Annotated in this window: 20 protein-coding genes and 1 riboswitch; of the genes, 15 read left to right on the forward strand and 5 right to left on the reverse strand. The window is 39.4% G+C overall.

Annotated features, from left to right (window positions below):
- Positions 1 to 38: 38 nt before the first annotated feature.
- The 5 genes from BM086_RS20940 to BM086_RS11075 all read left to right on the forward strand — a co-directional run bounded on the left by BM086_RS20940 (position 39) and on the right by BM086_RS11075 (position 4,357).
- Positions 39 to 299, forward strand: a complete 261-nt coding sequence (locus tag BM086_RS20940) for a hypothetical protein (protein WP_092326372.1) — start codon at positions 39 to 41, stop codon at positions 297 to 299.
- A gap of 46 nt (positions 300 to 345) precedes the next feature.
- On the forward strand, positions 346 to 2,514 hold the full coding sequence (locus BM086_RS11065) for an alpha-L-rhamnosidase-related protein (RefSeq protein WP_092326374.1): 2,169 nt from the start codon (positions 346 to 348) through the stop codon (positions 2,512 to 2,514).
- Positions 2,515 to 2,749: 235 nt separating this feature from the next.
- Positions 2,750 to 3,793: a hypothetical protein gene (locus BM086_RS11070; protein WP_092326377.1), complete on the forward strand. Its 1,044-nt coding sequence runs from the start codon at positions 2,750 to 2,752 to the stop codon at positions 3,791 to 3,793.
- A gap of 114 nt (positions 3,794 to 3,907) precedes the next feature.
- Positions 3,908 to 4,054 (forward strand): hypothetical protein, encoded by a 147-nt coding sequence (locus BM086_RS20945; RefSeq protein ID WP_175560225.1) that lies wholly within the window; start codon positions 3,908 to 3,910, stop codon positions 4,052 to 4,054.
- A 24-nt stretch (positions 4,055 to 4,078) separates the two neighbouring features.
- Complete coding sequence (locus BM086_RS11075) at positions 4,079 to 4,357, forward strand: hypothetical protein (RefSeq protein ID WP_092326381.1); 279 nt, start codon at positions 4,079 to 4,081, stop codon at positions 4,355 to 4,357.
- A gap of 707 nt (positions 4,358 to 5,064) precedes the next feature.
- Here BM086_RS11075 and BM086_RS20950 read toward each other — a convergent pair.
- On the reverse strand, positions 5,065 to 5,226 hold the full coding sequence (locus BM086_RS20950; protein ID WP_175560226.1) for a hypothetical protein: 162 nt from the start codon (positions 5,224 to 5,226) through the stop codon (positions 5,065 to 5,067).
- Between the two features lie 151 nt (positions 5,227 to 5,377).
- On the opposite strand from BM086_RS20950, the gene BM086_RS20530 reads away from it, so the two are divergent.
- Complete coding sequence (locus tag BM086_RS20530; RefSeq protein WP_141107736.1) at positions 5,378 to 5,626, forward strand: hypothetical protein; 249 nt, start codon at positions 5,378 to 5,380, stop codon at positions 5,624 to 5,626.
- A gap of 12 nt (positions 5,627 to 5,638) precedes the next feature.
- On the opposite strand, the gene BM086_RS21935 is transcribed toward BM086_RS20530, so the two are convergent.
- Complete coding sequence (locus BM086_RS21935; RefSeq protein WP_092326387.1) at positions 5,639 to 5,875, reverse strand: helix-turn-helix domain-containing protein; 237 nt, start codon at positions 5,873 to 5,875, stop codon at positions 5,639 to 5,641.
- A gap of 112 nt (positions 5,876 to 5,987) precedes the next feature.
- On the opposite strand from BM086_RS21935, the gene BM086_RS11090 reads away from it, so the two are divergent.
- The 3 genes from BM086_RS11090 to BM086_RS11100 all read left to right on the forward strand — a co-directional run bounded on the left by BM086_RS11090 (position 5,988) and on the right by BM086_RS11100 (position 9,139).
- Entirely contained in the window at positions 5,988 to 6,578 is a 591-nt protein-coding gene (locus BM086_RS11090; protein ID WP_092326390.1) for an OB-fold protein, read from the forward strand.
- A 935-nt stretch (positions 6,579 to 7,513) separates the two neighbouring features.
- On the forward strand, positions 7,514 to 7,759 hold the full coding sequence (locus BM086_RS11095; RefSeq protein ID WP_092326392.1) for a GNAT family N-acetyltransferase: 246 nt from the start codon (positions 7,514 to 7,516) through the stop codon (positions 7,757 to 7,759).
- Positions 7,760 to 8,047: 288 nt separating this feature from the next.
- A complete protein-coding gene (locus BM086_RS11100; protein WP_092326395.1) occupies positions 8,048 to 9,139 on the forward strand; it encodes an HD domain-containing protein in 1,092 nt (363 codons plus the stop codon).
- 71 nt (positions 9,140 to 9,210) lie between these two features.
- On the opposite strand, the gene BM086_RS11105 is transcribed toward BM086_RS11100, so the two are convergent.
- Positions 9,211 to 9,984, reverse strand: coding sequence for an AraC family transcriptional regulator (locus BM086_RS11105; protein WP_175560227.1), 774 nt, complete (start codon positions 9,982 to 9,984; stop codon positions 9,211 to 9,213).
- 345 nt (positions 9,985 to 10,329) lie between these two features.
- On the opposite strand from BM086_RS11105, the gene BM086_RS11110 reads away from it, so the two are divergent.
- Complete coding sequence (locus tag BM086_RS11110; protein WP_092326401.1) at positions 10,330 to 12,279, forward strand: beta-L-arabinofuranosidase domain-containing protein; 1,950 nt, start codon at positions 10,330 to 10,332, stop codon at positions 12,277 to 12,279.
- A gap of 153 nt (positions 12,280 to 12,432) precedes the next feature.
- Here BM086_RS11110 and BM086_RS11115 read toward each other — a convergent pair whose 3' ends face one another.
- A complete protein-coding gene (locus tag BM086_RS11115; RefSeq protein ID WP_092326405.1) occupies positions 12,433 to 12,786 on the reverse strand; it encodes a hypothetical protein in 354 nt (117 codons plus the stop codon).
- 329 nt (positions 12,787 to 13,115) lie between these two features.
- Here BM086_RS11115 and BM086_RS11120 point away from each other — a divergent pair, with 329 nt between their 5' ends.
- Entirely contained in the window at positions 13,116 to 14,192 is a 1,077-nt protein-coding gene (locus tag BM086_RS11120) for a tRNA dihydrouridine synthase (RefSeq protein WP_092326408.1), read from the forward strand.
- Positions 14,193 to 14,458: 266 nt separating this feature from the next.
- Here the strand turns inward: BM086_RS11120 and epsC are convergent, their stop codons facing one another.
- On the reverse strand, positions 14,459 to 15,352 hold the full coding sequence (gene epsC / locus BM086_RS11125; protein WP_092326411.1) for a serine O-acetyltransferase EpsC: 894 nt from the start codon (positions 15,350 to 15,352) through the stop codon (positions 14,459 to 14,461).
- Between the two features lie 288 nt (positions 15,353 to 15,640).
- On the opposite strand from epsC, the gene BM086_RS11130 reads away from it, so the two are divergent.
- The 4 genes from BM086_RS11130 (at position 15,641) to BM086_RS11145 (ending at position 24,889) form a co-directional block, all read left to right on the forward strand.
- Positions 15,641 to 17,347, forward strand: a complete 1,707-nt coding sequence (locus BM086_RS11130; RefSeq protein ID WP_092326414.1) for a flagellar hook protein FlgE — start codon at positions 15,641 to 15,643, stop codon at positions 17,345 to 17,347.
- Positions 17,348 to 17,572: 225 nt separating this feature from the next.
- Positions 17,573 to 17,659, forward strand: a riboswitch (cyclic di-GMP riboswitch).
- A 261-nt stretch (positions 17,660 to 17,920) separates the two neighbouring features.
- Positions 17,921 to 18,574, forward strand: coding sequence for a hypothetical protein (locus tag BM086_RS11135; protein ID WP_141107737.1), 654 nt, complete (start codon positions 17,921 to 17,923; stop codon positions 18,572 to 18,574).
- The gene (gene lepB, locus BM086_RS11140) at positions 18,567 to 19,145 is read left to right on the forward strand and encodes a signal peptidase I (RefSeq protein WP_092326420.1); all 579 of its coding nucleotides are present in this window, start codon (positions 18,567 to 18,569) and stop codon (positions 19,143 to 19,145) included. Before BM086_RS11135 ends, lepB begins: the two co-directional genes overlap by 8 nt.
- 47 nt (positions 19,146 to 19,192) lie before the next feature.
- A complete protein-coding gene (locus tag BM086_RS11145) occupies positions 19,193 to 24,889 on the forward strand; it encodes a Spy0128 family protein (RefSeq protein WP_175560228.1) in 5,697 nt (1,898 codons plus the stop codon).
- Positions 24,890 to 24,911 lie beyond the last annotated feature (22 nt).

A 24,911-nucleotide genomic window follows, 5' to 3' on the forward strand; every position in this document is an offset into this window, starting at 1 on the left:
TTTTGCGGTTCGCCTTTTTGGCGGACCGCTATTTTGTTATGTTCAAAAAAGTAGTGCCGCCGAATGGCGCAGAAATGATTTTATGTTTATCCGCAGCAAATAGAGAAAGAAATCACAGGCATAAAACTATGTCTTTTGTAAAGGGTCTTCCGGTAAAACGGAGGGCTTTTTGCTTTTTTTTAAATTGTGATAAAAAACATGGGATTGTTTTGGTCAGACAGCTGAAAAAGCTTGATGAGAGAGCAAAGATTCCGACATTTATAACAGCCATGACACGTGGCATTATTGGAACTTGCTAAAGAGATAACAGGAGAAGTATGATGTTACTTGGGAGGACATTAAAAGATGAACGCAAAATGGATATGGAAACAGGGCAAAAACGGTGAAAACACATGGATGGATTTTGTAAAGAGATTCACGCTTGAAGGCGCACCGGAAAGGGCTATAGCGCAGATAGCTGCCGATTCAAAGTATTGGCTCTATATAAACGGTGAAATGGTCGTAATCGAGGGCGGCATCAAGCGCGGGCCGTCAAGGAACTCTACATATTATGATGAGGTGGATATTACAAGGCATCTTAGTGATGGTGAAAATACGATTGCCGTGCTTGTGTGGCATTTCGGTCAGCAAGGCTTTTCTCACTATTCAAGCGGTATGGGCGGACTGCTGTTTGAAGCGGATATTGATGGCATGATCGTATCGTCGGACAGCTCGTGGAAAATCATGAAGGATCCCGCGTATGTTGTGGCGGACGAAAATGACTTCAAGGCGAATTTCAGGCTTCCGGAATCAAACATATATTATGACGCATCAAGGGCTTTGGGAGAATGGTATATGCCATCGTTTGATACAAGCGATTGGGATAATGCCGATGTTGTCGGTAACGCTGGCACGGATGCGTGGGGCGAGCTAAGAAAGCGTATCATTCCGCAGTTTAAGGACTACGGTATTGAGGACTACATAAACAGCGCCGATTATACAGGGTTTACTGCCACAAAGGACACTGTGCTTGAAATGCGTTTGCCGTATAACGCGCAGATAACTCCGTATCTGAAGGTCACAGCACCTGAGGGGAAACGAATAGATATCAAGGCTGATAATTATATCGATACCTTATACGATACGCAAAGCGTTATGGCAGTTTATTATACAAAAAATGGAGAGCAGGAATACGAATCGCCAGGCTGGATAAACGGTGAAAAAATGTATTACAGCATTCCCGCAGGTGTTACGGTGCATGAGCTGAAATACCGCGAAACGGGCTATGACACGGAATTTGCAGGCAACTTTGAGTGTGATGATGAATTTTTAAACAAGCTATGGCAGAAATCGCTCCGCACGCTTTATATCACTATGCGCGACAACTTTATGGACTGCCCCGACAGAGAACGTGCGCAGTGGTGGGGAGATGTCAATGTAGAAATGCAGATGATGATGTACTCCCTTGACGAAAAGGCTCTTTTGCTCTACAAGAAGGGTGTGGACGCAATGGCGGGCTGGGCGGAGGATAGTGGCTATATGCTTACGGTGGTTCCGTCAGGAAAGGATCAGTTTGAGCTGCCTCTGCAAAACCTCGCGGGAATATGGGGCTTTTGGTATTACTATGAATATACGGGTGATAAAACAGTACCCGAGCGTGCATACAATATGTCAAAAGATTATCTTTTAAGCTATGCTATGAAGAACGGTCTTGTAGAACATAAAACCGGCAGCTGGGACTGGCCGGACTGGGGCGACAATGCCGATATCGCTCCTATGGAAAATGCATGGTACTATATGGCGCTCACTGCCTGCCGCAGCATGGCGGAGCTGCTCGGATACAGCTCTGACCTTCCGCTGTATGATGAGCGCCTTGAAAGCATAAGGGCAAATTTTGACCTTATGTTTTGGAAAGACGGTCATTACTATGACAATACCGAAAACGGCGCACCCGATGACCGGGCAAACGCGCTTGCCGTTCTGTCAGGACTGGCGGATAAGGATAAATACAGCGATATATTAAAAATAGTACTCACGACCGAGAATGCGAGCCCGTATATGGAAAAGTATGTGCTTGATGCGCTGTGCAAAATGGGACATATTAATGAGGCTGTAGACCGCATAAAAAAGCGTTATAAGGAAATGGTCGAATTTGACTACTCCACGCTCTGGGAATACTGGAACAGGGAAGGAACATTAAATCATGCATGGTCGGGTGGTCCGCTTATTACGATGTCAAAGTATATAGCTGGCATCCGTCCGCTTGAAACGGCGTACAGACGCTTTGAAATAAAGCCATATTTGGGCGGGCTGAAGCATATAAAATGTACCGTTCCGTCGGTTGCCGGAGCTATTGTGCTTGAAATAGACGCTGGCGCGGCAATAGAAATGAGTGTCAGAATACCCGAAAACACTACCGCTGAAGTATATCTGCCGCTAATAAACAACGAGCTGCCCAAAAAAACGGAGCTTGAATTTACCGTTTTGGACGGTTACGCGCGATTCATCCTCACCGGTGGGGAATACAGATTATGATTCACACTCAAATCCGTATCTATAGAATTTGGAGAGGAATACACTACAATGTGCGTTTGTACAGTTACAGGTGGTGGTGGAACTGACCCAAAGATAGATAAATGGTTGTGAATCCAAATGGTAGTTTTGATGTCAGGGCTTGACTAAAAGTTATTTTTTGCCGATATACAAATAGAAAACCATAACTATGCATGATACATGATAGTGTCAGATTTATCACAGGTGGAGGTGCTTTATGAGGATACAACATAACACGGATGTTCAAATAAATCCTTTTCAAAATCAGGATAATGTCAGGACTGCCGCAGGTGCGGGAAAAACCGCTCATAAGAGTGGTAATCTGTCCTCAGTATCCGGGGCTAATCTCAAGGGTGAAAGCCTTGTTCAGCAGAGGCGGGGCCTTGCAAGAAAGCAGGCACTTAAGGTTGTGTCAGATGCATTTGGCAGCGAGAAGAAGCTGGATGCCCAGATGCAGGGGATAAAGGACGAGATAAAGCGTCTTCAGGATGTGATAAACGAAAAGACTGCTGATACGATGGAGAATGATGCCAGGATAAAAGAACTTCAGGAACAATACGGAATTGATCCTGACGGTGAGGAGAGCAAGGAACTTTCAAAGCTTGCATTTAAAGCAAATCATTCCAAAGAAGGACTCTCGGATGAGAAAAAGAGTCAGATGTCCGAGTACCAGCAGCAGGCGCTGTACTATGTTGCAAAGAATCAGCAGAATGCTCTCGATATTGATCAGGCTAAAGCGCAGCAGGCAGGTAATGTCCAGGGGTATGCTGACATGAAGAGGGAACGCGCTAAGTCTCAGGATATGATTAAGGCACAGGATGCAGCTGAAGAGATTATGGATGCTGCAAATGGCGAGTCGATAGCTCTTTTGACACAGGAAGCAGTTGAGCATGTAGATGAAGAGCAGAAAGAGCGCGAGGAAGAGGCCAAAGAGGCTGCCGAAAAGAAGAAAGAAGAGAAGAAGGAAGAAGCAAAGAAGCTGGAAAAAGAAGCTATGCAGCAGGAAATGATAGAGAATATCAAGGAACACGCTGCAGAGAGTAATAGGACCAGTGCTGATACCAAACGAGCCATTGCCAGAAGAGAACGTGCAGAAGCTGACAGTATGGGAGTAGAGGAAGCCCAGAGAACTATTATTTCTGAAAGTGCATCTATGGAAGATACGCAGAATGCTGTTAATTCCGAAATAACAAATATCCTCAATAAGCTTAGTCTTCTTTCAAATGATGTTAAAGGTAGTACCGTAGATAGCCAGATATAAAAGTATTCATGACATAAATGATGCTATTGGTGACATTCCTGTTATCTGATAGAGGGATTGCGTCGATAAGAGAGCAGAGAAGTCTTTAGTTCATGTACACGGAGGTAGATGATTATGACAGGAATCAATATTACTTCAGTGAACAGACAGGCAAAAGATATTAGCCGGGCTATGAAAGACTATAATCATAACCTGATCAGAACTCAGGAAAGGATGCTGGCAAATAAGAAAACCAAGACCAATGATGATCCTGCATCATGAAAATATTTTGGCATTGAGGTTAATGTGCCAAGTGAAGTAAGAAAATCAACTAATGCGTATGCAAGCACAGAGATTGCAACAAATCAGGATCTTATTGCAAGCATCCGTAACAACATCAAGAACACAGATCTTTCAGACAAAAATTCTGTCAACAACTTAATAGCCTCGTATGAAGATATGATGAGACCTGCTTATAATGCACAATACCCAGATGTGCTTAAGGCGAACTTGGATGATGCACTTTCTAAGGATATAAGCGAATTTCTTAAACTTATCGAATATGCAGACAAGTTGGTTAGATAGCAGAGTTATATACTGCAACAGATTTTATACGGATATATTCAGAGAGAAGCAGGAAATCCTTTGCAACTAAAATTGCTAATACCATATTTGACAGAAGGAATTATGAGGAAACATTCTTTAGAGATCTTGTGGAGGCAAATAGTGAGGTTGTGATATCGAGTCCAAGGCTAACAAGGTACAAAGTATCAAAAGCAATAGCTCTTTTGAAATCAAGGCAAGAATCCGGTGTAGTTGTAACTTTAATCAGCTAGGAGTTGATAGAAAAAACATGTTTGCGTTTTAAAGGACAATTGGGCTGAGAATTGGAAAGAGATAGTTATATCGATGTGTTAAAAATCTATGAAGAATGCTGTTATTGCTTGTAAAACAGTATCCTTTATCGTATTATTTAGTTAGAAATAGTTGACTTTGTTGTGGTGATAATGTATCATATAGATTTATTGTATTAAAAGATATGCAGGCTCACTTGCTGAGGGATTCACGTCGGCTGAACCGGGCACTCCCCTGCTTAAAAAATAATCGTGAACGATTGCCGATAGTAAAGCTTTTGGCTCTGGACAAGAGCTTTACTTTATTTTTGGAGATAATCATGGACATTACAGATATCAGGAAATGCGCTCAGGCATTTGCCACTTATCCAGAATATTACTGGGCTTGCTGTTTTTTTTGTAACTTTTTTGAAGTGGTTCCTAAGTGGTTCTTGAACATTAACGATAGATTTCTTCAAGTCGTTTGTCCTTTACTGCGCTTTTTTCAGCTCTTCTGACATATCCAAGCTTTGTATCAAGATTTTTGTGTCCGTGATGGTACTGAACACGTTCTATTGATATCCCTTCTTTAATCTGTTCTGTAACAGAATAGAAACGCATCTTGTGGCTGCTTAGGTATCTAATTCCACTTGCAAGGCAAGGAATAACACAAGATAGAATTGATAATGCTAAGGATATAGACTTAATCCAGTATTTACAGGATAGATATCAAGATAAGATCAGACAGCGCAAGACGGGAGAATTGGTTCTCTTGTCTAATAAATCATTTGTTGTATATAAAGACCATGCCTATGACTTTGGAGAAGTCAAACATCCATATAAAGATAGCATTTTTGTTGAGCAAATGCTGAGCGGTTGCACGTTCATGGAAGCCGTTGAACGATTAGAAATATGGCTCGCTGAGCAAAAAGGCGGTATTCATATGTTTGATAATCTTGATTCAAAAAGAAATGATGATGTTGACGAAGGGATGATGCAGATTCCATATGGATTATGGTAATAGTAAAAGCCTCTAATCAGTATTAAACTGATAGGGGCTTTTTTCCTCTTTTTCGGGGATAAAGCGAAGGATATCTTTGACATCACAATGCAGAACTAAGCATAAGTCATTTATGGTTCTGGTTGAGATATCTTTATTATGTTTCAGTCTATGAAGCGTGCTGTGAGAAAAGTTGTGCTTATTAGTAAGCGTGTACCAATTTTCGCCAGAACGCTTTAACGTTTCCCAAAATGGCGCATAATCTATCATTAGTTAAATTCCTCTAAAAAAAGGGTAAAATATCTTGCGTTTGTTGAATATCTTCTATAAAACGAATATAATAAGAATATATTCGTAATAACGTATATTTTGGAGGTGGAAAATGGCTGATAATCAGAATGCAAATCTTAAACCTTGTAAGCATTGCGGACAGATGATGGCAAAAAGCGCAAAGGTATGTCCTAACTGTGGTGGAAAAAATAAACCACCAATCTACAAGCGACCATGGTTTATTGTTATAGCAGTTATTTTTGTTCTTGGTGTAATTGGAAGCATTGGCGGTGGTGGGAATTCATCTAATTCTGGAAGCAGTTCAACTACTACTAAGACAGAGACAGCCAACACTACAACACAAGAAACAAAAGAAGAAGTTATAGAATACACACATTATGATGTGTCTGAAATGATGGACGACCTTAATGGAAACGCTATGAAAGCACAAAACAAGTATAAGGGTCAGTACATTGAAATTACTGGAAGGTTGAATACCATAGACAGTGATGGAAAATATATATCAGTGACAAGGTCTGATGATGAATGGGCTATACTTGGTGTTCATTGCACAATAAAGACAGATGAGCAGCGTAATAAAGTTATGGATATGACTATAGGTGATACTGTTACAATTCGTGGAAAGTGCACAGATTGTGGTGAGGTTTTAGGATTTTATCTGGATATTGAGGAAATAGAATAATATAAATAAAAAGTGACGTTCTGAGAAAGAGCGTCACTTTTTTAATAAGTGGTTCCTAAGTGGTTCTTAAAAATAGCGTAACCATGCGGTTTATCCAAACACCTTTTCCCATCTCTCGTCAGATACCGCTCTGAAATTGTAAAACTTCCGTAAAAAAACTTGCATCTTATTGACACAATCCCAGCAAAATCAATATATTGTAAATAGATAAGCAAACACTTGAGGTTTGCTTGAGCGATGAAGTCGTATGGAGAGCTGGTATGCTTTGCACGATGGAGCCATAGGTGGGTTTGATAAGTAACCACAAGCCAGCTAGGAGTAATCTGAAAGAAAATTATCAAATAATGTTTTTTTAAAAAACGTTTGTCTCTTTTCATTGACACAAGCCGTGCAAACGCTTATATTGTAAGTATAAAAAAGGTGCTACCCGTACAGCAACGGTTAGTCCGAAATTTGACGATTATTAAAATAACCGCTTAGTTTGCAGACCGGGCGGTTATTTTAATGCTTGCTATTCCTACCGATGGAATAGCCAAGACCAAAGAACGTTGCACAAAGCGCAAGTACTGAAATCATGCCTTCCATGGTTATCATAGGGCAGGTTCCTCCTATAGTTATTCCCTTGCGGGTTTCTATATAAACAGGGCTTGTACTCCCTGATAGAGGACTAACCGCAACCGTTTAGGTAGCACCAATAGCATAATTATATCAATAAATTTTGCCTTGTAAATCCAAAATGTTATTAAGGATACAAGGCTATAATATTTCGTAAATGGTTCTCAAAATGGCTGCAAATAAAGCGGTTATTTATTAAGTGGTTCCTAAAGTGGTTTCTAAGAAAAAAAGGATGCCGCATACCTCCTTTCCATGCGTGTTTCAGAGATAGGTGATTATTCGAATCACGTCACTCCGATTGAATATTAGGACCGCAAATAATGTTGGCTTTTGTTCAGAAGGATTATCACAACCAGGGTATCGGTAAAGCTCTCTTTGAGCATGTTTTGCATGAGATAAGTGCTGCTAATAATTCTGCTTCAACTATTACAGTTAATGCATCACCATATGCTGTAGGATTCTATGAAAAACTTGGCTTTACTGCAACTTCAGAAGAGCAGGAAAAACATGGAATTCGATTTGTGCCGATGAAGTACGCGATTGAAGATATTAGATTTGAGTTATAAATAAAGCCGGTATTCACAGCAGTTTGCAATCGTTATTCGATTGTAAGCTGTTTATTTATGAATCCTTGGGGTTCATCAAGAAAGAAAGCGGGAATCTGCTGACTGCGTATTGGAAAGTGCCAGACGATAAGGCTGTGCAGAATTGTATGAATTGATACGTGATAGGATAGGTGCAATAATTGGGAGCCCTGAACAGTAAAAACTACAGTTAAATAAATATACAATAACTTTTACAGTTAATATAATAATATATTAGTATATGGGCTAAATACGAAATGGGGGATTTCTATGATTCTAAAAACATCGCAGAACGGTCAGGAACTTGAGAATGGAAGTGAAATACTTGAATTTATAGATGTTCCGGAGGAAGACGCACTTAAACTATATTCACCTGTAACTAATGCGCTTGTTGTGGTGAAATGCGGCAGCAGGCATCTTCTTGGCTTTAATAAATGGCGCAGGCGCTTTGAGATATTCGGAGGGTGTCGTGAGGAAGGTGAAACTCTAAGGGAATGCATTGTCAGAGAAACTGAGGAGGAATTAGGCCTTAAGGATGTTGCTTTCGAATATATAGGGCTTGTGCATTACAATATGGCGCCGTCATACTTTAGCAAGGAATGGCATGAGGAATATGGTGCATTGTATGGACTGACTGTTTCAGAGGATAGATTGCCTGAAATAGAAAAAGCACGAACAGATAAGGAAGAGATAGAAAGACTTGCCTTTTACGACGATATTAAGGGAAAAGAAGTTGTTGCTCAGATAGACGAATATCTGCTAGGTTTGTATGACGATGTTGTACCAACGATAGATGTGGCAAAAGAGCTTTTAAAAGAGGCAGCAGGCCTTAATCCCGGTCCGTGGGAGAGGCATAGTGAAAATGTGGCATTGGCTGCAAGAATGATAGCCAAGGAGTGTGATGATCTTAACCCGGATAAAGCATATGTTTTAGGGCTTCTTCATGATATCGGAAGAAGATTTGGTGTAAGCTTTTTGGCACATGTTTATGATGGGTATCATTTTCTTTTGGAAAGAGGCTATAAGGATGCAGCGAGGATTGCGTTAACACATTCTTTTAACCTGTGCAAACTTGAAGATTATGTAGGAAAATTTGATATCTCAGAGGAAAAGCAGGATGAGCTCAGGAGCCTATTAGCATCAATTAAATTAGATGATTATGATTATCTCATACAGCTTTGTGATGCGCTGGCGCTGCCTGAGGGAATCGTGCCTGTTGAACAGAGGATGAACGATGTAAAGAGCAGACATGGTTACTATCCTCAGGATAAATGGGACAGAAATCTTTTCCTGAAAGAATACTTTGAGAATAAGATGGGAAAAGACTTGTATGAGGTTCTAATGCAGACAAATAAAAACTAAATGATATTAAAGTGTGTAGAATCAACAAAAATCATTGGTTGGCTTTCATGATATATAGCCTTTGATGCACCTCATACATGATAAAGAAGCCTTTTTGCAAAGGTGTTTCTGTAGTTGCTTGGAGTTAATCCTATTGTGGCTTTGAAGGTTCGGGAGAAGTTGTGAACATCTGAAAAGCCGACAGCGCTTGCTATTTCTGTGATTGACTTGTTACTGTCGGTAAGGAGAAAGCAGGCGGTGTCCATTTTTTGAGAAATTACAAATTGCTTTAGTGAACTTCCGTGTATTTCGCTGAAAAGGTGAGAGAGGTATTTGGGGCTATAGCCAAAAGTATCTGCAATCTCACCTATTTTTATATTCTTAGAGATGTTGCGTTTTATATAATCTGCGATATCAGAGTAAATCTGTTTCTGGCCGAGAGGGTCTTTTTCTAATGTGTTTTCTGCGGTAAATTGACCATAAAGCATCGCTATAATGGCTGTGGTCATAACGTCCAATGTCATATCCGGATAATTGTTCCTTTCAAGATCCTGAAGCTGCTTCATTTCGATGGCTATTTTTTCAAAACGAGGTATAGGCGCAGTCTGAGGAATGATAAAACATCCATGTTTCTGATATGCCGGAAATTCGTCACTGTCTATAATTGCAGGAAAAGGTTCAATATCTGCTGTGAAGTGAACCCAATAGAAAGCGCAGTAGGACTTCTTGAAGCCTTCACGCATGGATTTGCTTGGGGGCAGGATAAGGTATTCGCCGGCATTTACCGTGAAATCTATTTCCATATATTCCAGGTAAAGAGTTCCTTCTGTGACAACAATAAGCTCATAATCGCATAAAAGCGGCATTTTAAGATGCTTCCAGTCTGAGGAGAGCGCCACAAATTTGCCTGAGCGTAAATAATGAAGGGGATTTTTTCCCGGGAAAATAAGATAATTTGATTTGTTAGTCCTTTTTATAGCCATTTGTCTGCCAATCCTTTTAACACCAAAAATGAAAAAATAACACCATTTGGATAAATATTAACACAAATTGTAAAAATTAATCCACTATAGCACGATGAAATAAGGAATTATTAAGTTTGGAAAAAATGACACTTTATCGATAAGTCAGCTATTTAACCACTTTGCAATATGGGATAATCTAGTACAGTGGTTTTTGAATATTAAGAAATTCAGATGGGGTGAAAAGAAATGGAAAGTTTATGGAAAAGCGTTCCTCATGGAAACGTCAAAGTGACAGATGTTTATTACGATGAGGCACTCAAGATTGATGTGAAGAACATGCTTCTTCTAGATGTGGATAGGCTCCTGGCGGGATTCAGGGAGGCAGCAGGATTTATTGCGGGTCTTGACGCGGATGCCAGAGAAAAGCTGATGAAGGGTAAAAAACGTTATGGCGGTATGTGGGAAGATGGCATGATAGGCGGCCATACACTTGGGCACTATATCACTGCGATGGCGCAGGCAATGGCAAATCCGGGACTTTCACAGGAGATGCAGGCTGAAGTTGCAAAAAAGCTTGAATATGTGATTGACGCGCTCAAAGAGTGTCAGGATTACACTGTCGGAACTGAGTATGAGGGATTTATTTTTGGTGCAAATCTTCCTACAAAGGAGTTTCAGGAAAATCCGGCTCTTCAGTTTGATAACGTGGAAAAAGGACTTGGAGAGATTTTTACACAGGCATGGGTTCCGTGGTATACAATGCACAAAATTCTGACGGGATTAAATGCTGCGTTTAGAGTAGCAGGAAATGAAAAGGCTTTGCAGGTTGCAAATTCACTTGGAAAATGGATTTCAAACCGTACAAAGAAGTGGGATAAAGAGACGCACAGAACTGTACTTGGAATAGAGTATGGCGGGATGAACGATTGCCTCTATGAACTTTATCAGATAAACAAAGATCTCAATGAGAAAAACAGTAATCTTTGCGATTCTTCATATGAGGAGTTTAAGGAAGCAGCTCACTGTTTTGATGATGAAACGCTTTTTGAGAAGATTTTTTCGGGAAAAGAAAATGTTCTAAATAATACACATGCAAACACTACAATTCCGAAGTTTATTGGCGCGCTTGCCAGATATGAAGTTGATCATAATGAAGCAAAATACCTGGAATATGCAAAAGCGTTCTGGGATATGGTTGTTCTGCACCATACATATGTGACTGGTGGCAACAGTGAAGATGAGCACTTCGGAGAAGACGATGTTCTTGATAAGGAACGAACAAACGTCAACAATGAAACGTGCAATACCTACAACATGCTTAAGTTTTCCAAGAGACTTTTTGAGGCTACCGGGGAAAAGAAATATCTTGAATATGTGGAAAGAACTCTGATAAACGCAATCATGGCTTCACAGAACCATGAAACCGGATTTACTACATATTTTCAGCCCATGGCAACAGGCTACCACAAGGTATTTAACACTCTTGATGGCAATTTCTGGTGCTGCACAGGAACAGGTTATGAGAATTTTACCAAACTTCAGAGAGGCATATATTATCAGGGAAAAGAAAAAATGCTGATTGCGTTGTATCTTGCTTCGGAGTGCAAGATGGGAGACTATTCGATAAAACAGGATTGTGATCTTTCAAAAAGTGATGAGATAAGAATTACAATCACACCAAATGAAGGAAGAACAGTTAATGACGATATATGGCTTCGCAAACCGGAATGGATTTGTGGCAAACCGGATGTAAAGATTGAAGGAACTAACGAAAAGGCAGAAGAAAAAGAAGGATTTTTTGTCATACCAAACGATTTTTTAACGAAAGAAACTACAATTGTTGTCAGATTCCCCATGTCTATATCATGCACGAATCTTCAGGATGGCATGGATACATATGCTTTTTCATATGGACCATTTGTATTATCGGCAAGGCTCGGAACTGCCAAAATAAGCACAACTTCCCATGGAGTTGCTGTAAGTGTTTCGGCATCCAGGAGTGTTGAAAGTGACCACTTAAAAGTTACAGCTGAAAAATCAGTGGATGAATATATCAAAAACATCGATAAGTACCTGATAAAGAGAGAAGGTCAGATGGAATTTGATCTTACCGGAGTATCTAAGGATCTGGTATTTACAACTCACTATAACCAGTACAAAGAAAGCTATGGTATATATTGGGCATTCGAGTGCTGAAAAAATCTCTCCTATGGAAAAAATAAACCATAGGAGAGATATCTTTGTAAATTTGCGTGTATATACTGTGACTCTGTTAGAATATGATTAAAATGACTTGCATGGCAATTGACTTGGAAGGGTCAATTTGCCCACTATACATGAATAATCGAATCAATTAGCGGAAGCCTCTGATTCTGTAGTCTCAGTTGAGGTTTCTGTTTCAGTTGTTTCCTCTGAAGAACTCTCTGCAGAAGCTTCGGAAGTGTCTGCTGTTCCTTCCTCAGTTGTCTCAGATACAGTTGCATCAGTAGCATCTGTTGATACTTCTGTAGCGGAAGCATCAGAAGATGAGTTTGATGCGCTGACTTTATTCCAAACAATTGAACCGGCAATGGCAATAACGATGGCAGCAACAACGACTATGCTGGAAATCTTTATGATTTTATTTCTCTTTTTCTGCTTGGCGATTCTTTCTTTACGACCTGCTTTTTCTTTTTTGTAAGCGTCTATTTTTTCCTGACTCATAGTTTTTCCCCATTTCTATAGTTTTGAATTTGTGTTGTGCATTTACACAAGAATATATTATACTCCAATTGTGAATAAAATGATAAATAAATATGTGGGATTTATGTTTTAAACTATACATTCTTTGTTGCACGAAAAATGTAGTAAATGCGTGCTTCTGAAAATTTTTTAATAACATATATCATATTAAATCATTAAGCCTGTGTGTCTGTGAATATTTATCAGCATTGCCAAAGCAATTCTTTAGTGCTGAATATTATCACATCAGTATAACTATATTTATAATACAAAATGAAAACGCTTACATTTTAATAAGGATGGAATAGAAAATGAAATTTTATTTTGCGCCGATGGAAGGGATTACACTTTATCCTTTGCGAAATGTTCATCATATGATGTTTGGGCAGCAGATTGACAAATATTACACACCATTTCTTACTGCTGCACACACATTTCATTTTAAGAAAAGAGAAAAAAGAGATGTGCAGCCGGAATTTGCCCGAGGGTTTGAAAACTTCGGAGAGGAGATAGTGCCGCAGATCATGTCAGGGAGCGCAGATACGTTTGTCTGGGCAGCCAAGCAGATGAAGGAACTTGGATATAATGAGGTCAACCTCAATGTGGGATGTCCTGCGCCGACGGTGACAAACAGGCATAAGGGAGCAGGTCTTTTACTGGATGTTGAGCATCTTGATAATATGCTATCGGGCATCTTTGATGAAATGACTGATTCATATGAAAAATCGCAGATATCTGTAAAGACAAGGCTTGGCTTTTATGATGAAGAAGAGGCAACGGAACTCATGAAGGTCTATGCCAAATATCCGATAAAAGAGCTTATTATCCATGCGAGAGTAAGAGAGGATTTTTATCGCGGGCAGCCAAGAATCGATGCCTATAAGAATGCTGTCAAAGTTTACCGAGAAAACGGCGGCAAGGCTGAAATCTGTTACAATGGCGATATTACAAGTGCGGAAGATTTTTGGAAGCGCTTTTCGAATGAGAAGCCTGAGGGAAAAGAATGTTCAACTACAGATTTAAGTATTGATAGCGATAATACTGCTAGTCAGGAAAAGAATGGTGCCTATACAGATGGCTATCCTGACTCAGTTATGATAGGAAGGGGCCTTTTGGCAAATCCTGCTTTGGTAAGAGAAATAAATGGCGGAGAGAAGCTTAAGCCTGGTGAATTAAAAGAATACCTCGACAGATTATACCGTGGGTATGAAGAATTTATCCCCGAGGAAAGAAATGTTATCTTTAAAATGCTGGAGCATTGGGCGTTTCTTATTCCTCATTTTGAAAACAGTGAAAAATACATTAAAGCGATTCGCAAATCAAGAAGTAAGAGCGAGTACATGGCGGCAGTCAACAATATTTTCGCTGGTACTGAATTTACTAATTAAACAATAAATTATTTATGTGAAATTACAGAGATACGAATTTAATGTGCCCTTTCTGTGAAAATGGTTCAGTGACAGATATGTTTTGTGGAGAATTTGCAAGGTGCGAAAACTGTAATCATTTAAGAATACATATAAATTTGGCATGAATAAAAAAATCAGAAATGATAGCGTGATAACTGATCATTTCTGATTTTTTGTTTCATGTAATATTCTTATCGATTAAAATCGCTTTGCTATGAATGCGCTTTCTTGGGATTAGTGTATATTTATTTCTGCATCGAAATCTTACTCTCCGGTGGAACAGATTCCGTGATGAAAGCATTTGCTCCGATAACTGAGCCTTCACCAATGACTGTCTCGCCACCAAGTATGGAAGCTCCTGCGTAGATAGTAACATTGTTCTCGATTGTGGGATGTCTTTTGACACCCTTAAGTGCCTGTCCGCCGCGGGTAGAGAGACCACCGATGGTAACGCCCTGGTAAATCTTGACATGTTCGCCGATTATGGAGGTTTCACCGATTACGATTCCTGTGCCGTGGTCGATCATCAGATATTTTCCAATGGTTGCTCCCGGATGGATATCTATTCCGGTCCTGCTGTGAGCATACTCGGTCATCATACGAGGGATAAGCGGCACTTTTAAAAGATAAAGCTCATGCGCGATTCTGTTTATTGAAGAAGCAAGAAGTCCCGGATAGGAGAGGATTATCTCCCCTTTGCTGTATGCGGCAGGGTCGCCATCGTAGCAGGCCTGCAGGTCTGAGTTGACATATTCTCGTATCTTGGGAATCTTTTTGAAGAATTCATGTGTGATGCATCTTGCTCCGCAATCCAAAGTTTCATCGGTCGCGTTAATATATTCGGGACTGTGATGGAAAGCAATTGCAATCTGCTTTTGCAGGTTGTAAATTACGTCTTCTATGACAATTGCGATGCGATTGTTGTCATTATAACTTTTGTAGATTTTGTCTCTTGAGTAGCCGGGATAAATGATTCGCAGCAGCTTTACCACGATATCTTTTACCGCATCCCTGTCAGGCTGGTTATATACATCCATCTGATCAATGTCGCGACCATTTTCATAATCAGCGAGAATAAGATCAACAATGGATTTTATCTCATCTTTGAGTGCATCATTATTACTTTTATTGAAGTCCATTTTTGCAGTCCTGCCTATCTTTAGTATTCGTAAAGGTCAGAATTTTCCGCACCTTTTCACCATTATACAATCAATATTCATATGTTAAAAGAAAAAAATAGCCTTCCACTAAATAATTGCAATAAAAATGTCGATAAAAAGAGTGCAGATGTTATATGGTTCTTTTCTAAATGTGAAATTCACGTTACTGTTCATACAAAAAATGCGCATTTCGTGAGGAAATGATTTGGTCACATTTGTACACGGACGTACGGGGAAAAGACGCAAATTTTTGGAGGTACGTGTACTATGTTGAGATCACTTTGGTCTGCTGTTTCCGGCCTTACAACCCATCAGATGGAAATGGATGTTATAGGTAATAACATCTCTAATGTTAATACGTCAGCGTTTAAATCCGAGACTACAGGGTTTAAAGATATTCTTTATCAGACAATGAGATCGGCAGGAGCGCCCGGTAACAACAGGGCAGCAACTAACAGCTCCCAGATTGGTCTTGGTGCAAGAGTTGGCTCTATTTATACCAATATCACAACTCAAGGATCGGCAATCACGACGAATAATCCATTTGATTTAATGATTACTGGTGATTCGTTCTTTGTAGTGTCTGCAGCTGCTGGTGCCGCTAATCAAGACACGTTTTTTACAAGAGATGGTAGCTTTTTGATTGATTCTAATGGATATCTTGTTACTCAAGATGGTCTTTATGTTAACTTTTTAGAAGGAACTGGCGTTGGTGGTGAAGTACCGCTTATTTCAGATGCTACTAAGTCAATAGCTGGTACTGCGACAAGTGAAGCTGTTTTTAAAGGTAACATTGATAGATATGATAATGGTTTGACCGATGGAAAGACTATAAGTCTTGAAGTGTTTGGAGCGGATGGTAATGTCTATAATCTCAAATTTAATTTGACAGATGCCGGCGATAATGATGATACGACATATTTGTTGTCTTTACAGCAAATTATGGATAAGGATGGGAATACTATACGAGGTAATTCAGATAAACTATTATTAAAGTATGGTGCAGCTGATGGCGAATTGGAAGGGATTATTCCATATACCACTATGTATTATGGTGATAATGAAGAAACACTAGATGAATCTGGAAAAGTAACTGAGACACAATTTAGTGTAAATGGTACTATAGGTGTTCATTCTGAATATGGACACAACGTAGTTGGAAAAGATGGGAAGACATATACACTCATTTTTTCTACAGATTATAGTGAGGAAGAAAATGCAGATTATGATTTCTCATTAACTGGTGTAATAAAACCAGATGGTGAACGAGTTGATTTTGATGAAAGTGTAGCACTGGATTTTGATGGACTAACAGGACAATTAGTTACTGTCAATGATACTGCGGAAAGTTCATATACTTTTAAATTTGATAAATACGATAAAAAAGATGATAGAAATCTTGATATAGGACCTGTTGTTGTTGATTTTTCTGAATTGAAAGAGGCTGTTGTTACTGGTAATACATATAAATATGATTTTACTGGCGATGCTTCAGTGCTTGGTTCAATTACGGTTGATTTTGCATATACACATAATTATGCGGGACAGAATTCTGGTCATGTTAGTAGCATAAATGCATTAAAGGGAAATATCAATGGCGAAAACAAAGGATATGCTAATGGTGAAATGTCTGGAATTTCAATATCAAACGATGGTTCTATTATTGCAAGTTATACTAGCGGAAGGACGGTTACATTAGCTCAAATAGCAGTTGCTCAGTTTACTAATGCTATGGGACTGGACAAGGTTGGAACAAACCTATATAAAGCATCGGCTAATTCGGGTGATCCTATGTATTATGATATAACAACAATAGATGGAACTATCTCATCAGGCGTTTTGGAAGGCAGTAATGTTGACCTGGCAAAAGAGTTCACAGACATGATAACAACTCAGCGTGGATTCCAGGCAAACAGCAAAGTTATCACCACTTCTGACGAGATTTTACAGATATTAAAGGGATTAAAACCGTGATGAAATAGCGTCAAAAAAATGGAAACCTGAAAAATTTTACATCTTGGAATGAAATTTTGAATCAATGAGCTGGACTGATGTTCAGCTCATTTTTACGTGGAAACTGTGAAAATTTTATGAAAAAGTGGTTGTATTAATAATCCGATGGGTATATATTTATCTCACGCGGCAAAATAATCTTAGCTAAAAAAAAGTAAAATTAGCTTAATATAGTTAAGATTCATACTAAATAAAGGGCAAAGCCATTGAAAGATGGTGACGCAAAGCTAAAGGGTCTTAAACGTTTCGGACGAAAGACAGCCAGTTGCTGGTGCTTGATAAAGCATCAATTATATGGCCGGCCTGTTAGTGATTAAACAGACGGTTATTTTTTTTGAGAAGTTAAAGTGCGCGGTAGTTCAAGGATGAACGGATCACATTGGTAATGTGGTCATGTTACAGGGAGTTATTTCTTTTGCGACTGACGTAGCTTTGCATTTGCCTTAAACAGTTTTTTAACTGGAGGGGTATTCTGCATAGTTATGTTTCATGCAGAATACCCCTTTCTTATTACGTAATTTAGGACAGAAACAAATGGCAGACATAAATCTTAAAAAGCTTAGCAGAGCTGAGCTTCTGGAAATGATGATCTCATTTTCGGAGGAGACAGAGGCAGCCAAGCAGCATGAAAAAGAGCTCAAGGAAGAGCTCGAAAGAGAAAAACTTCAGATGCAGCATGAATTTGCGGAAGAAAGAGCTGCAATGCTGAAAAGCTTTGATGATGAGAAAGCTGAGATGAGAGCCAAGTTCAACGAACAAAAAGCCCTTATGCAGCAGAAATTTGATAAAGATATTGCAGGACTTAAGGCAAGACTTACCAGAGAAAAGAATGAAATGCAGCAGCAGGTTGATGACGCGCTTACTAAGATAGAAAACTCACAATCCCTTGCTGAAGCTTCAATACAGCTTGGCGGAATAATGGAATCAGCACAGAAGGCTGCAGATCTTTATGTCAACACTCTTAAAAAGAGTGCTGAAGAAGAGTACAAGGCTCTTATGAAGGAAATTCAGGAGAGCAAATTAAAGGTTAAGAGAGCAGAGGCGCTTCAGCTTAAAAAAATAGCTGAGATGACGGCAGCAGATCTGCCTGTCAGTGAAATATCAAACAGCGCTTCTACTAAAGAAAGCAGTTCTAAAGATGCAGACAGTAAGCCTGTAAAACGCACCAGAAAGAAAAAAGATGAGTGAAGAGAAGTTACAAAAGCCCTCATTGGAAGCATTAAAAAAAGAGCTTAAGAGGGAGAAGAACAAAAAAGAATATAGAAATGTTCTACGAAACACTCTTTTAGTAGTTGTTTTTGTGGCGGCGCTTGCAGTGCTGATCTCAAGCTTTTTCCTTACAGTATTAAAGGTTACGGGAGACAGCATGACGCCAACCCTTGAGACAGGGCAGATAGTAATAGCACAGAACAGTCAGGAATTTGAGGTTGGAGAGCTTTTAGCTTTTTATTATAACAACAAGGTATTGGTAAAAAGAGTAATCGGTTCACCGGGGGATTGGATCGATATTGATGCAGACGGAAATGTTTCGGTAAACGGAATAACACTTGAAGAAAGCTATGCATCTGATAAAAGCCTGGATCCTACTGATATAACTTTTCCTTATCAGGTGCCTGAAAACAGGTGGTTTGTATTAGGAGATCACAGAAACGTTTCGATAGATTCAAGATCAAGCGTGGTGGGCTGTGTAACAAAAGAGCAGCTTATCGGGAAAGTAATCTTCAGAGTTTTTCCGTTTAAGGCATGCGGAAGACTTTGATCGTAACAAAAGTTTGTTGGGATAAATAAATTTTAGAGGTAATGGGAATGCGCAAAACAGATCAGAATCGCGCAGAAAACTACATTAAGAAGCATCGTAACAACAGGAGATGGCTTGCCTTTGCATTATGTGTTTCGATTTTTACCGGAACAGTAACCTTGTATATGCTAAACAAGCCTGCGACAGCTATGACAGAAGATGGTGCTAAGCAGGTAGGTCTTGTGCTAGAGACAGCAGATGATGAATTTGAACAGGGGCTCATCGAACAGATGAATAAATCAGCTGCTGAAAATGAAGAGGAAAAAGAAATATCGGAATCTGCAGAACAGGCTGAAGAAAGTGCAAGTGAAGGCTCTGAAACTTCAGAGAGTAATGATAATGCAACTTCTGAATCCGGAGAGGATAAGGAAGATTCATCTAAAGGTACTGATGAAAGCATAGATGATTCTTCTAAAGAAGCTTCTGATGATGCAGCAAATGAGCAGTTATCCGATGAAGATAACGCATCAGATGAAAAGACTTCTGAATCAGATAAGAAGAGTGATAATGCTGACAAAGATAAGTCATCAGACGATGAAAAAGCCGACAATGAATCTTCAAAAGAAGATGAGGCTAAGGATGAAGCTGATTCAGAGGATACTTCCGAAGATAAAGATAGCAAGAAGTCATCTAAGGATAAGAAGTCTAAGGATGGAAAATCCAAAGACACGAAGACTGATGAAGAGAAGATAAAGGAAGAGAAATCTGAGGAAAAGGATTCTGACAAGAAAGAAAAAGAATTATCTTCTGAGGATATAGAGCTTTTAGAGGATGTTGTTCTTACTGTTTCCTATGTAGATGAGGATGGAAATAGTATTGCGGATGAAAAAGAGATTAGTCTTTCAGACAGTCTCGATTTTGAAAGCGAAGCACCTAAGCTTGACGAATATACATTTAAGCAGGCAACCATCGATGAAACAATAATTCAAGTTATCACCGTCAAGAGGGATGAAGAGGAACACAGATATTACGAAGTAACTCTTGAGGATGGCAGCGTAGTTTCTATTAAAGAAAACAAGACAGTAGTTCTTACCTATACTTCTGATAGCAAGGAAGAATCTGCTGAAGAAGAAAAAGATAAAAAAGAAGTAAGTTCAGTTAAGCTTACAGCAAGATATGTTGACAAGAATGGCGAAGAAATATCAGAAGCGTCAGAACTTAATGTTCTTGAAGAACTCTCAATTTCAAAGGATACAGCAGAGAACATTGATGGTTATTTCTACACCGGTGCTGTATATGATGAAAAGAATGTTACAAAGATAACACCTATTTTCATGGATGAAGAAGAACTTGCTGCAGAATCTGATGACAGCAAAGATGGTGAATCTTCTGATAAGAAGTCAAAAACAGAAAATGGTGATCAGTACGCATCTGGCAAGGAAGCAACAAACGAAGATAGAAAGACAGCTGACACTGAAAAGACTGGTGATGAAGCTGTAGATACCAGTGAAGGCAACGATGCTAAGGCTGGAAACGAGGCTCTACCAGAAAATGAAACTCAAGAGACCACAGACCAGCTTGTAGGCGGATACATCTTTACTACAGAAGATGGTCAGGAACTTGAGACAAGAGAAGATGCCGAGATTTCTTTTACCTATATAAAGGCTTCTGAAGAGACAGAGTTTGTTTACTCTGATGACAAGGTGACAGTAACAGCAGTAACCAATGAAAAGGGACTGTTCCCTGAAGGAATTGAATTTAAGGTTACTGAGATCACTTCGGAATCTACTAATTACAATTACGATGCTTACCTTAATGCATTAAATGATAATGCTCAGATGATAGCCGATGAGGCAGGCCTTGAAGGCACAAATGAATACGATGACAGCAACACACTCATGTTTGATATCGCGTTCATGTATGAGGGAAAAGAAATCCAGCCTTCAGAGGGAAAAGTCAGCATAAGCATTGAGTTTAAGGACAATCAGCTTACTACTGATCTTGCAGCTTCTGCAGAGGAAGAGATTACAGTGCTTCACCTTCCTATTAAAGAAGAAGTAAAAGAATCAAATGAAATCAGCAGCACTGAAGAGGCAACTGAGATTACAGCTGATGACATTGAAGTAAAACCTTTGAATGATGCATCAGCAGCAGTTGAAAACGAAGAGAAGGTTGAATTTAGTTCTGAGAGCTTTTCTGTATACGCGGTTACTGTTTACCAGAAGCACGATGCAGGTACAGATACTTTTAAGACAGTTCTTGGAGATGCTGTGAACTTTGGTATGGTTGCAGATAATCTCTATATCGGAGAATCTGAGACAAACTTTGCAGTAAAGAATGCTTATACCACATCTCATTCAGGTAACGATCTTACTAACCCTGCTGAGCAGACTTTCATAGCAGGAAGGCTTGAGGGTAACTTCCAGATCAAAGGATACCCGGCCTACTTTATGATACCGGCTGAGTATACCAAGCAGATCACACATGCGTCAGGCGATTGGTATCTTAAGTTTGATACTGCATATAGCACCTATGAGCTTGATTCTTTAGTTGAAGACATGATGGTGTACGTAAGAGAGGCATCTCGCGATCTTGCTTCAAGAAAAGCTACAGCAAAGATTGTATATGATACAAAAAGTCAGAAATACAACCTTGATATAAGGTCATATGGTCCGGGAACATATTACGTATCGTTGGATGACGTAGAAATGGGCAACATAGCCCGAACTAACACGGCTGATAATTCAGACAAGCTTCATATTTATAAGAATTCAGACCAGGTAATAGTATTTAATGTTACGGCTTCACCTACAGTAAAGATTCAGAAGTTTTCAGTAAGTACTGATTCTGGTGAACTGCTTGGTTCTGATACTATGGCAGGTTCAAACCAATATAGCGCAGTGAGCCGCACAATTATATGGAACTTTATCAATGCTACAGAAGTTGAAAGTGCCGGTGGTGTAGTAGGCGTATTCATTTCAGGCCAGAAGAATGCCAAGTGGGTCAATTATTCAACATGTGGAGGATGGGTTGCATTCCCTACTGTAGAAATTGAGAGCGGTGAGTGGCATAACACCTACACAGAAGTAACACAGATAAGCGGAACAGCTCAGTTCCAGGCTTACAAGAATATTGACGGAGAGTTCGCTACAGCTTCAGGATTTAAGTTTACTTTATATAAGAAGGATTGGAGTGCTCAGGATGGATGGAAAGAAATCCAGACTGTAAGCAACAGCGCAGATACTCCTCATAATATTGTTTTCACACCAATTACATATGGTGGTGAGAAAGGTAATGATAAGTCAAATTATCAATACACATCAATAGGTTATGAGGGAGCAAGCGAGACCTTTGTTTATAAGATCGTAGAGAGCAGCGGTGCTACAGATTCGCAGGGTAATGCTTATACGGCCGATAAGACTGTATATTATGCAAAAGTAACTGTCACAATGAAGAAGATGAATGAAGTTACCAAGCATATGTATTATCAGGTGAGTGCTCCGGAGTACTTCACTGACGAAGCTTGCACTAAAAAGTATTACAGCAAAGACGGGGATATAATTCCTACATTTAATAACACTACTACGAAGGGAAGCGTCGGAATATCTCTTCACAAGTTTTTGAATAATGGAGATCCCGGTGATTTCAAGTTTACATTTACTGTTAAGGTCGTTGATGCAAAAAATAATCGACTTGAGACTTTGACAGATTCACTTACTAATGTAGGCGAGGATATATCATTTAGCTTTAACTACAATAATAATTACATTTACAATGACAGTGTTTACTTCGTTATCAATGAGAATGATATAAAAAATGATGATTCTTCAGGAATAAAGATAACAAAAGATGACAGTTATATTGTAGTCAGAGTAGTGTACATTGGAACTCCAAATCAGGTGGCATATTATTACAGATTAAAGCCTACGGATGAGGAGATTGAGGTAAGAGCTACAGGAAAGAAAGGCACGGCAGATATCCCAAGATATATATGGGGAATCACAAAGCAATCAAAGTACGCGATGGATTCAAGCAAAGCTGGATTCTATAACACAGGAACAGGGTGGCTTCGTATCCATAAGATGGTAGTTAATGACTTTGGTTCAGGCTTTGTGCGCAATAACACAGGAACAGCGCTTTTATCAAATGTCAAGTTCAGGCTTACCAATAATGCTACGCAAAACTATATAGTCGTTAAGGGATTTACAGGTAAAGCAGGTGACGTTGGTCAGGAAAAAGCCAAGGAGTATGATGCAAACACTCATGCACCAACAGGCAGGGAATTTTCTGTTGTTTACAACCAGAGTGCACAGTGGACAATCCTTGATCTTCCGGTTGGAGAGTATACAGTTGATGAGGTTGCAGACGGATTGACCTTTAGTTACAGCGAGGAAAATAACTTAAGCACAGTCATTGAAGAGACAAATCTTTCCAGAGTTACAAAGTATGATGTGACTTGGGATGAGGAAGTGCAAGGCGCCTGGGAGTATGGAACAGGTGGTGGAAACAGGAGAATGGTATTCTCTGTAGACTTAGCTAACCACAGTGTTAAGGCTCCATCAAATGTAAAAGTAGGCGGTGCTGTAGCTACGGTTCAGGTATGTAACTATTACAGTATTCCTATTGGACCAATACAGGTAACCAAAAACTTTAGCGGCGGAGTATGGGATGAAAATCTTTCTTTTACTTTTAAGCTAGAGCCAATAGCTTACTACGCTAAGGATTCCGAGGATAATCCGGTTACACTTAAGACGCAGCCGATGCCTTATGGAAGCGATACAGCAATAGTTACAGCAGCTGATGCCAAGAGAAATGAAAACGGCTCTTATACTGCAATAGCAAAGTTTGAGTCAATACCATACAGATTTAAAGGAAATTATTATTACAAGATAACTGAGGTTGCTACAGGAATAGATGGAATTACTTACGATGAGTCAGTTTATTATCTGAGAGTTGATGTTGAGGAGAAATATACTAAGTTCGAAAAGACATATACAGAAGATAATCTGACCAAATATGCTAAATATACCAAGACCACAACATTACTTGAAGATTTCTACTATCTCGGTGCAAAAGTAACTTATTCAGATGATGAGGATTTTAATAATGTTCTTGCTGAATGTAATCTGGAACTTACCGGAAAACCTGATACGTCAAAGAAGTATGACAATCATTTCACTGTGACATACACTAAGGGCTCAGTCGACAAAGTTGCTTTTAACAATACTCTTTCAGGCAAGGTGACAGTTAACAAGGTTTGGCTTGATTCTGATGGAAATATTGATTCAGCTGAACATTCACCGCTCACGCTGATCATCTGGCAGAGAGTAAATAATGGTCCTTGGCATGCATACGGTAATATTCAGTTATCCAAGAATAACAATTGGACATTTGTTAAGGAAGGACTTCCTATTACAGATGAGCATGGTAATTTGTATGAATACACCGTAAAAGAGCCTGACAGTTACGTGAAGACATATCATGTAACCTATGCTGTAAATGGTGGACAGCCTATTGATGGTAATAGTCAGGGCAAGATCACGGTAGACAATGAAAGCAATATCGATACCGGATATGTCCTTGGAATAGATTCAACAGGAAAGAGCTATGGTGTTGTTACCATAACAAACAGGGCGGTTTGTACAAATGTCATTCCATCAACAGGAGGCAGCGGAACAGCTCCATTTACTACTGCAGGCATTATAATTACAGTTTTTGCGGCTATCGGATTTCTTTTTACAAGAAGAAAGAAAATGATGCTGTGAACTAAACTGGAGAGAACTTCGG

It is taken from the genome of Butyrivibrio sp. YAB3001 (assembly GCF_900112195.1).
Lineage (GTDB): Bacteria > Bacillota > Clostridia > Lachnospirales > Lachnospiraceae > Butyrivibrio.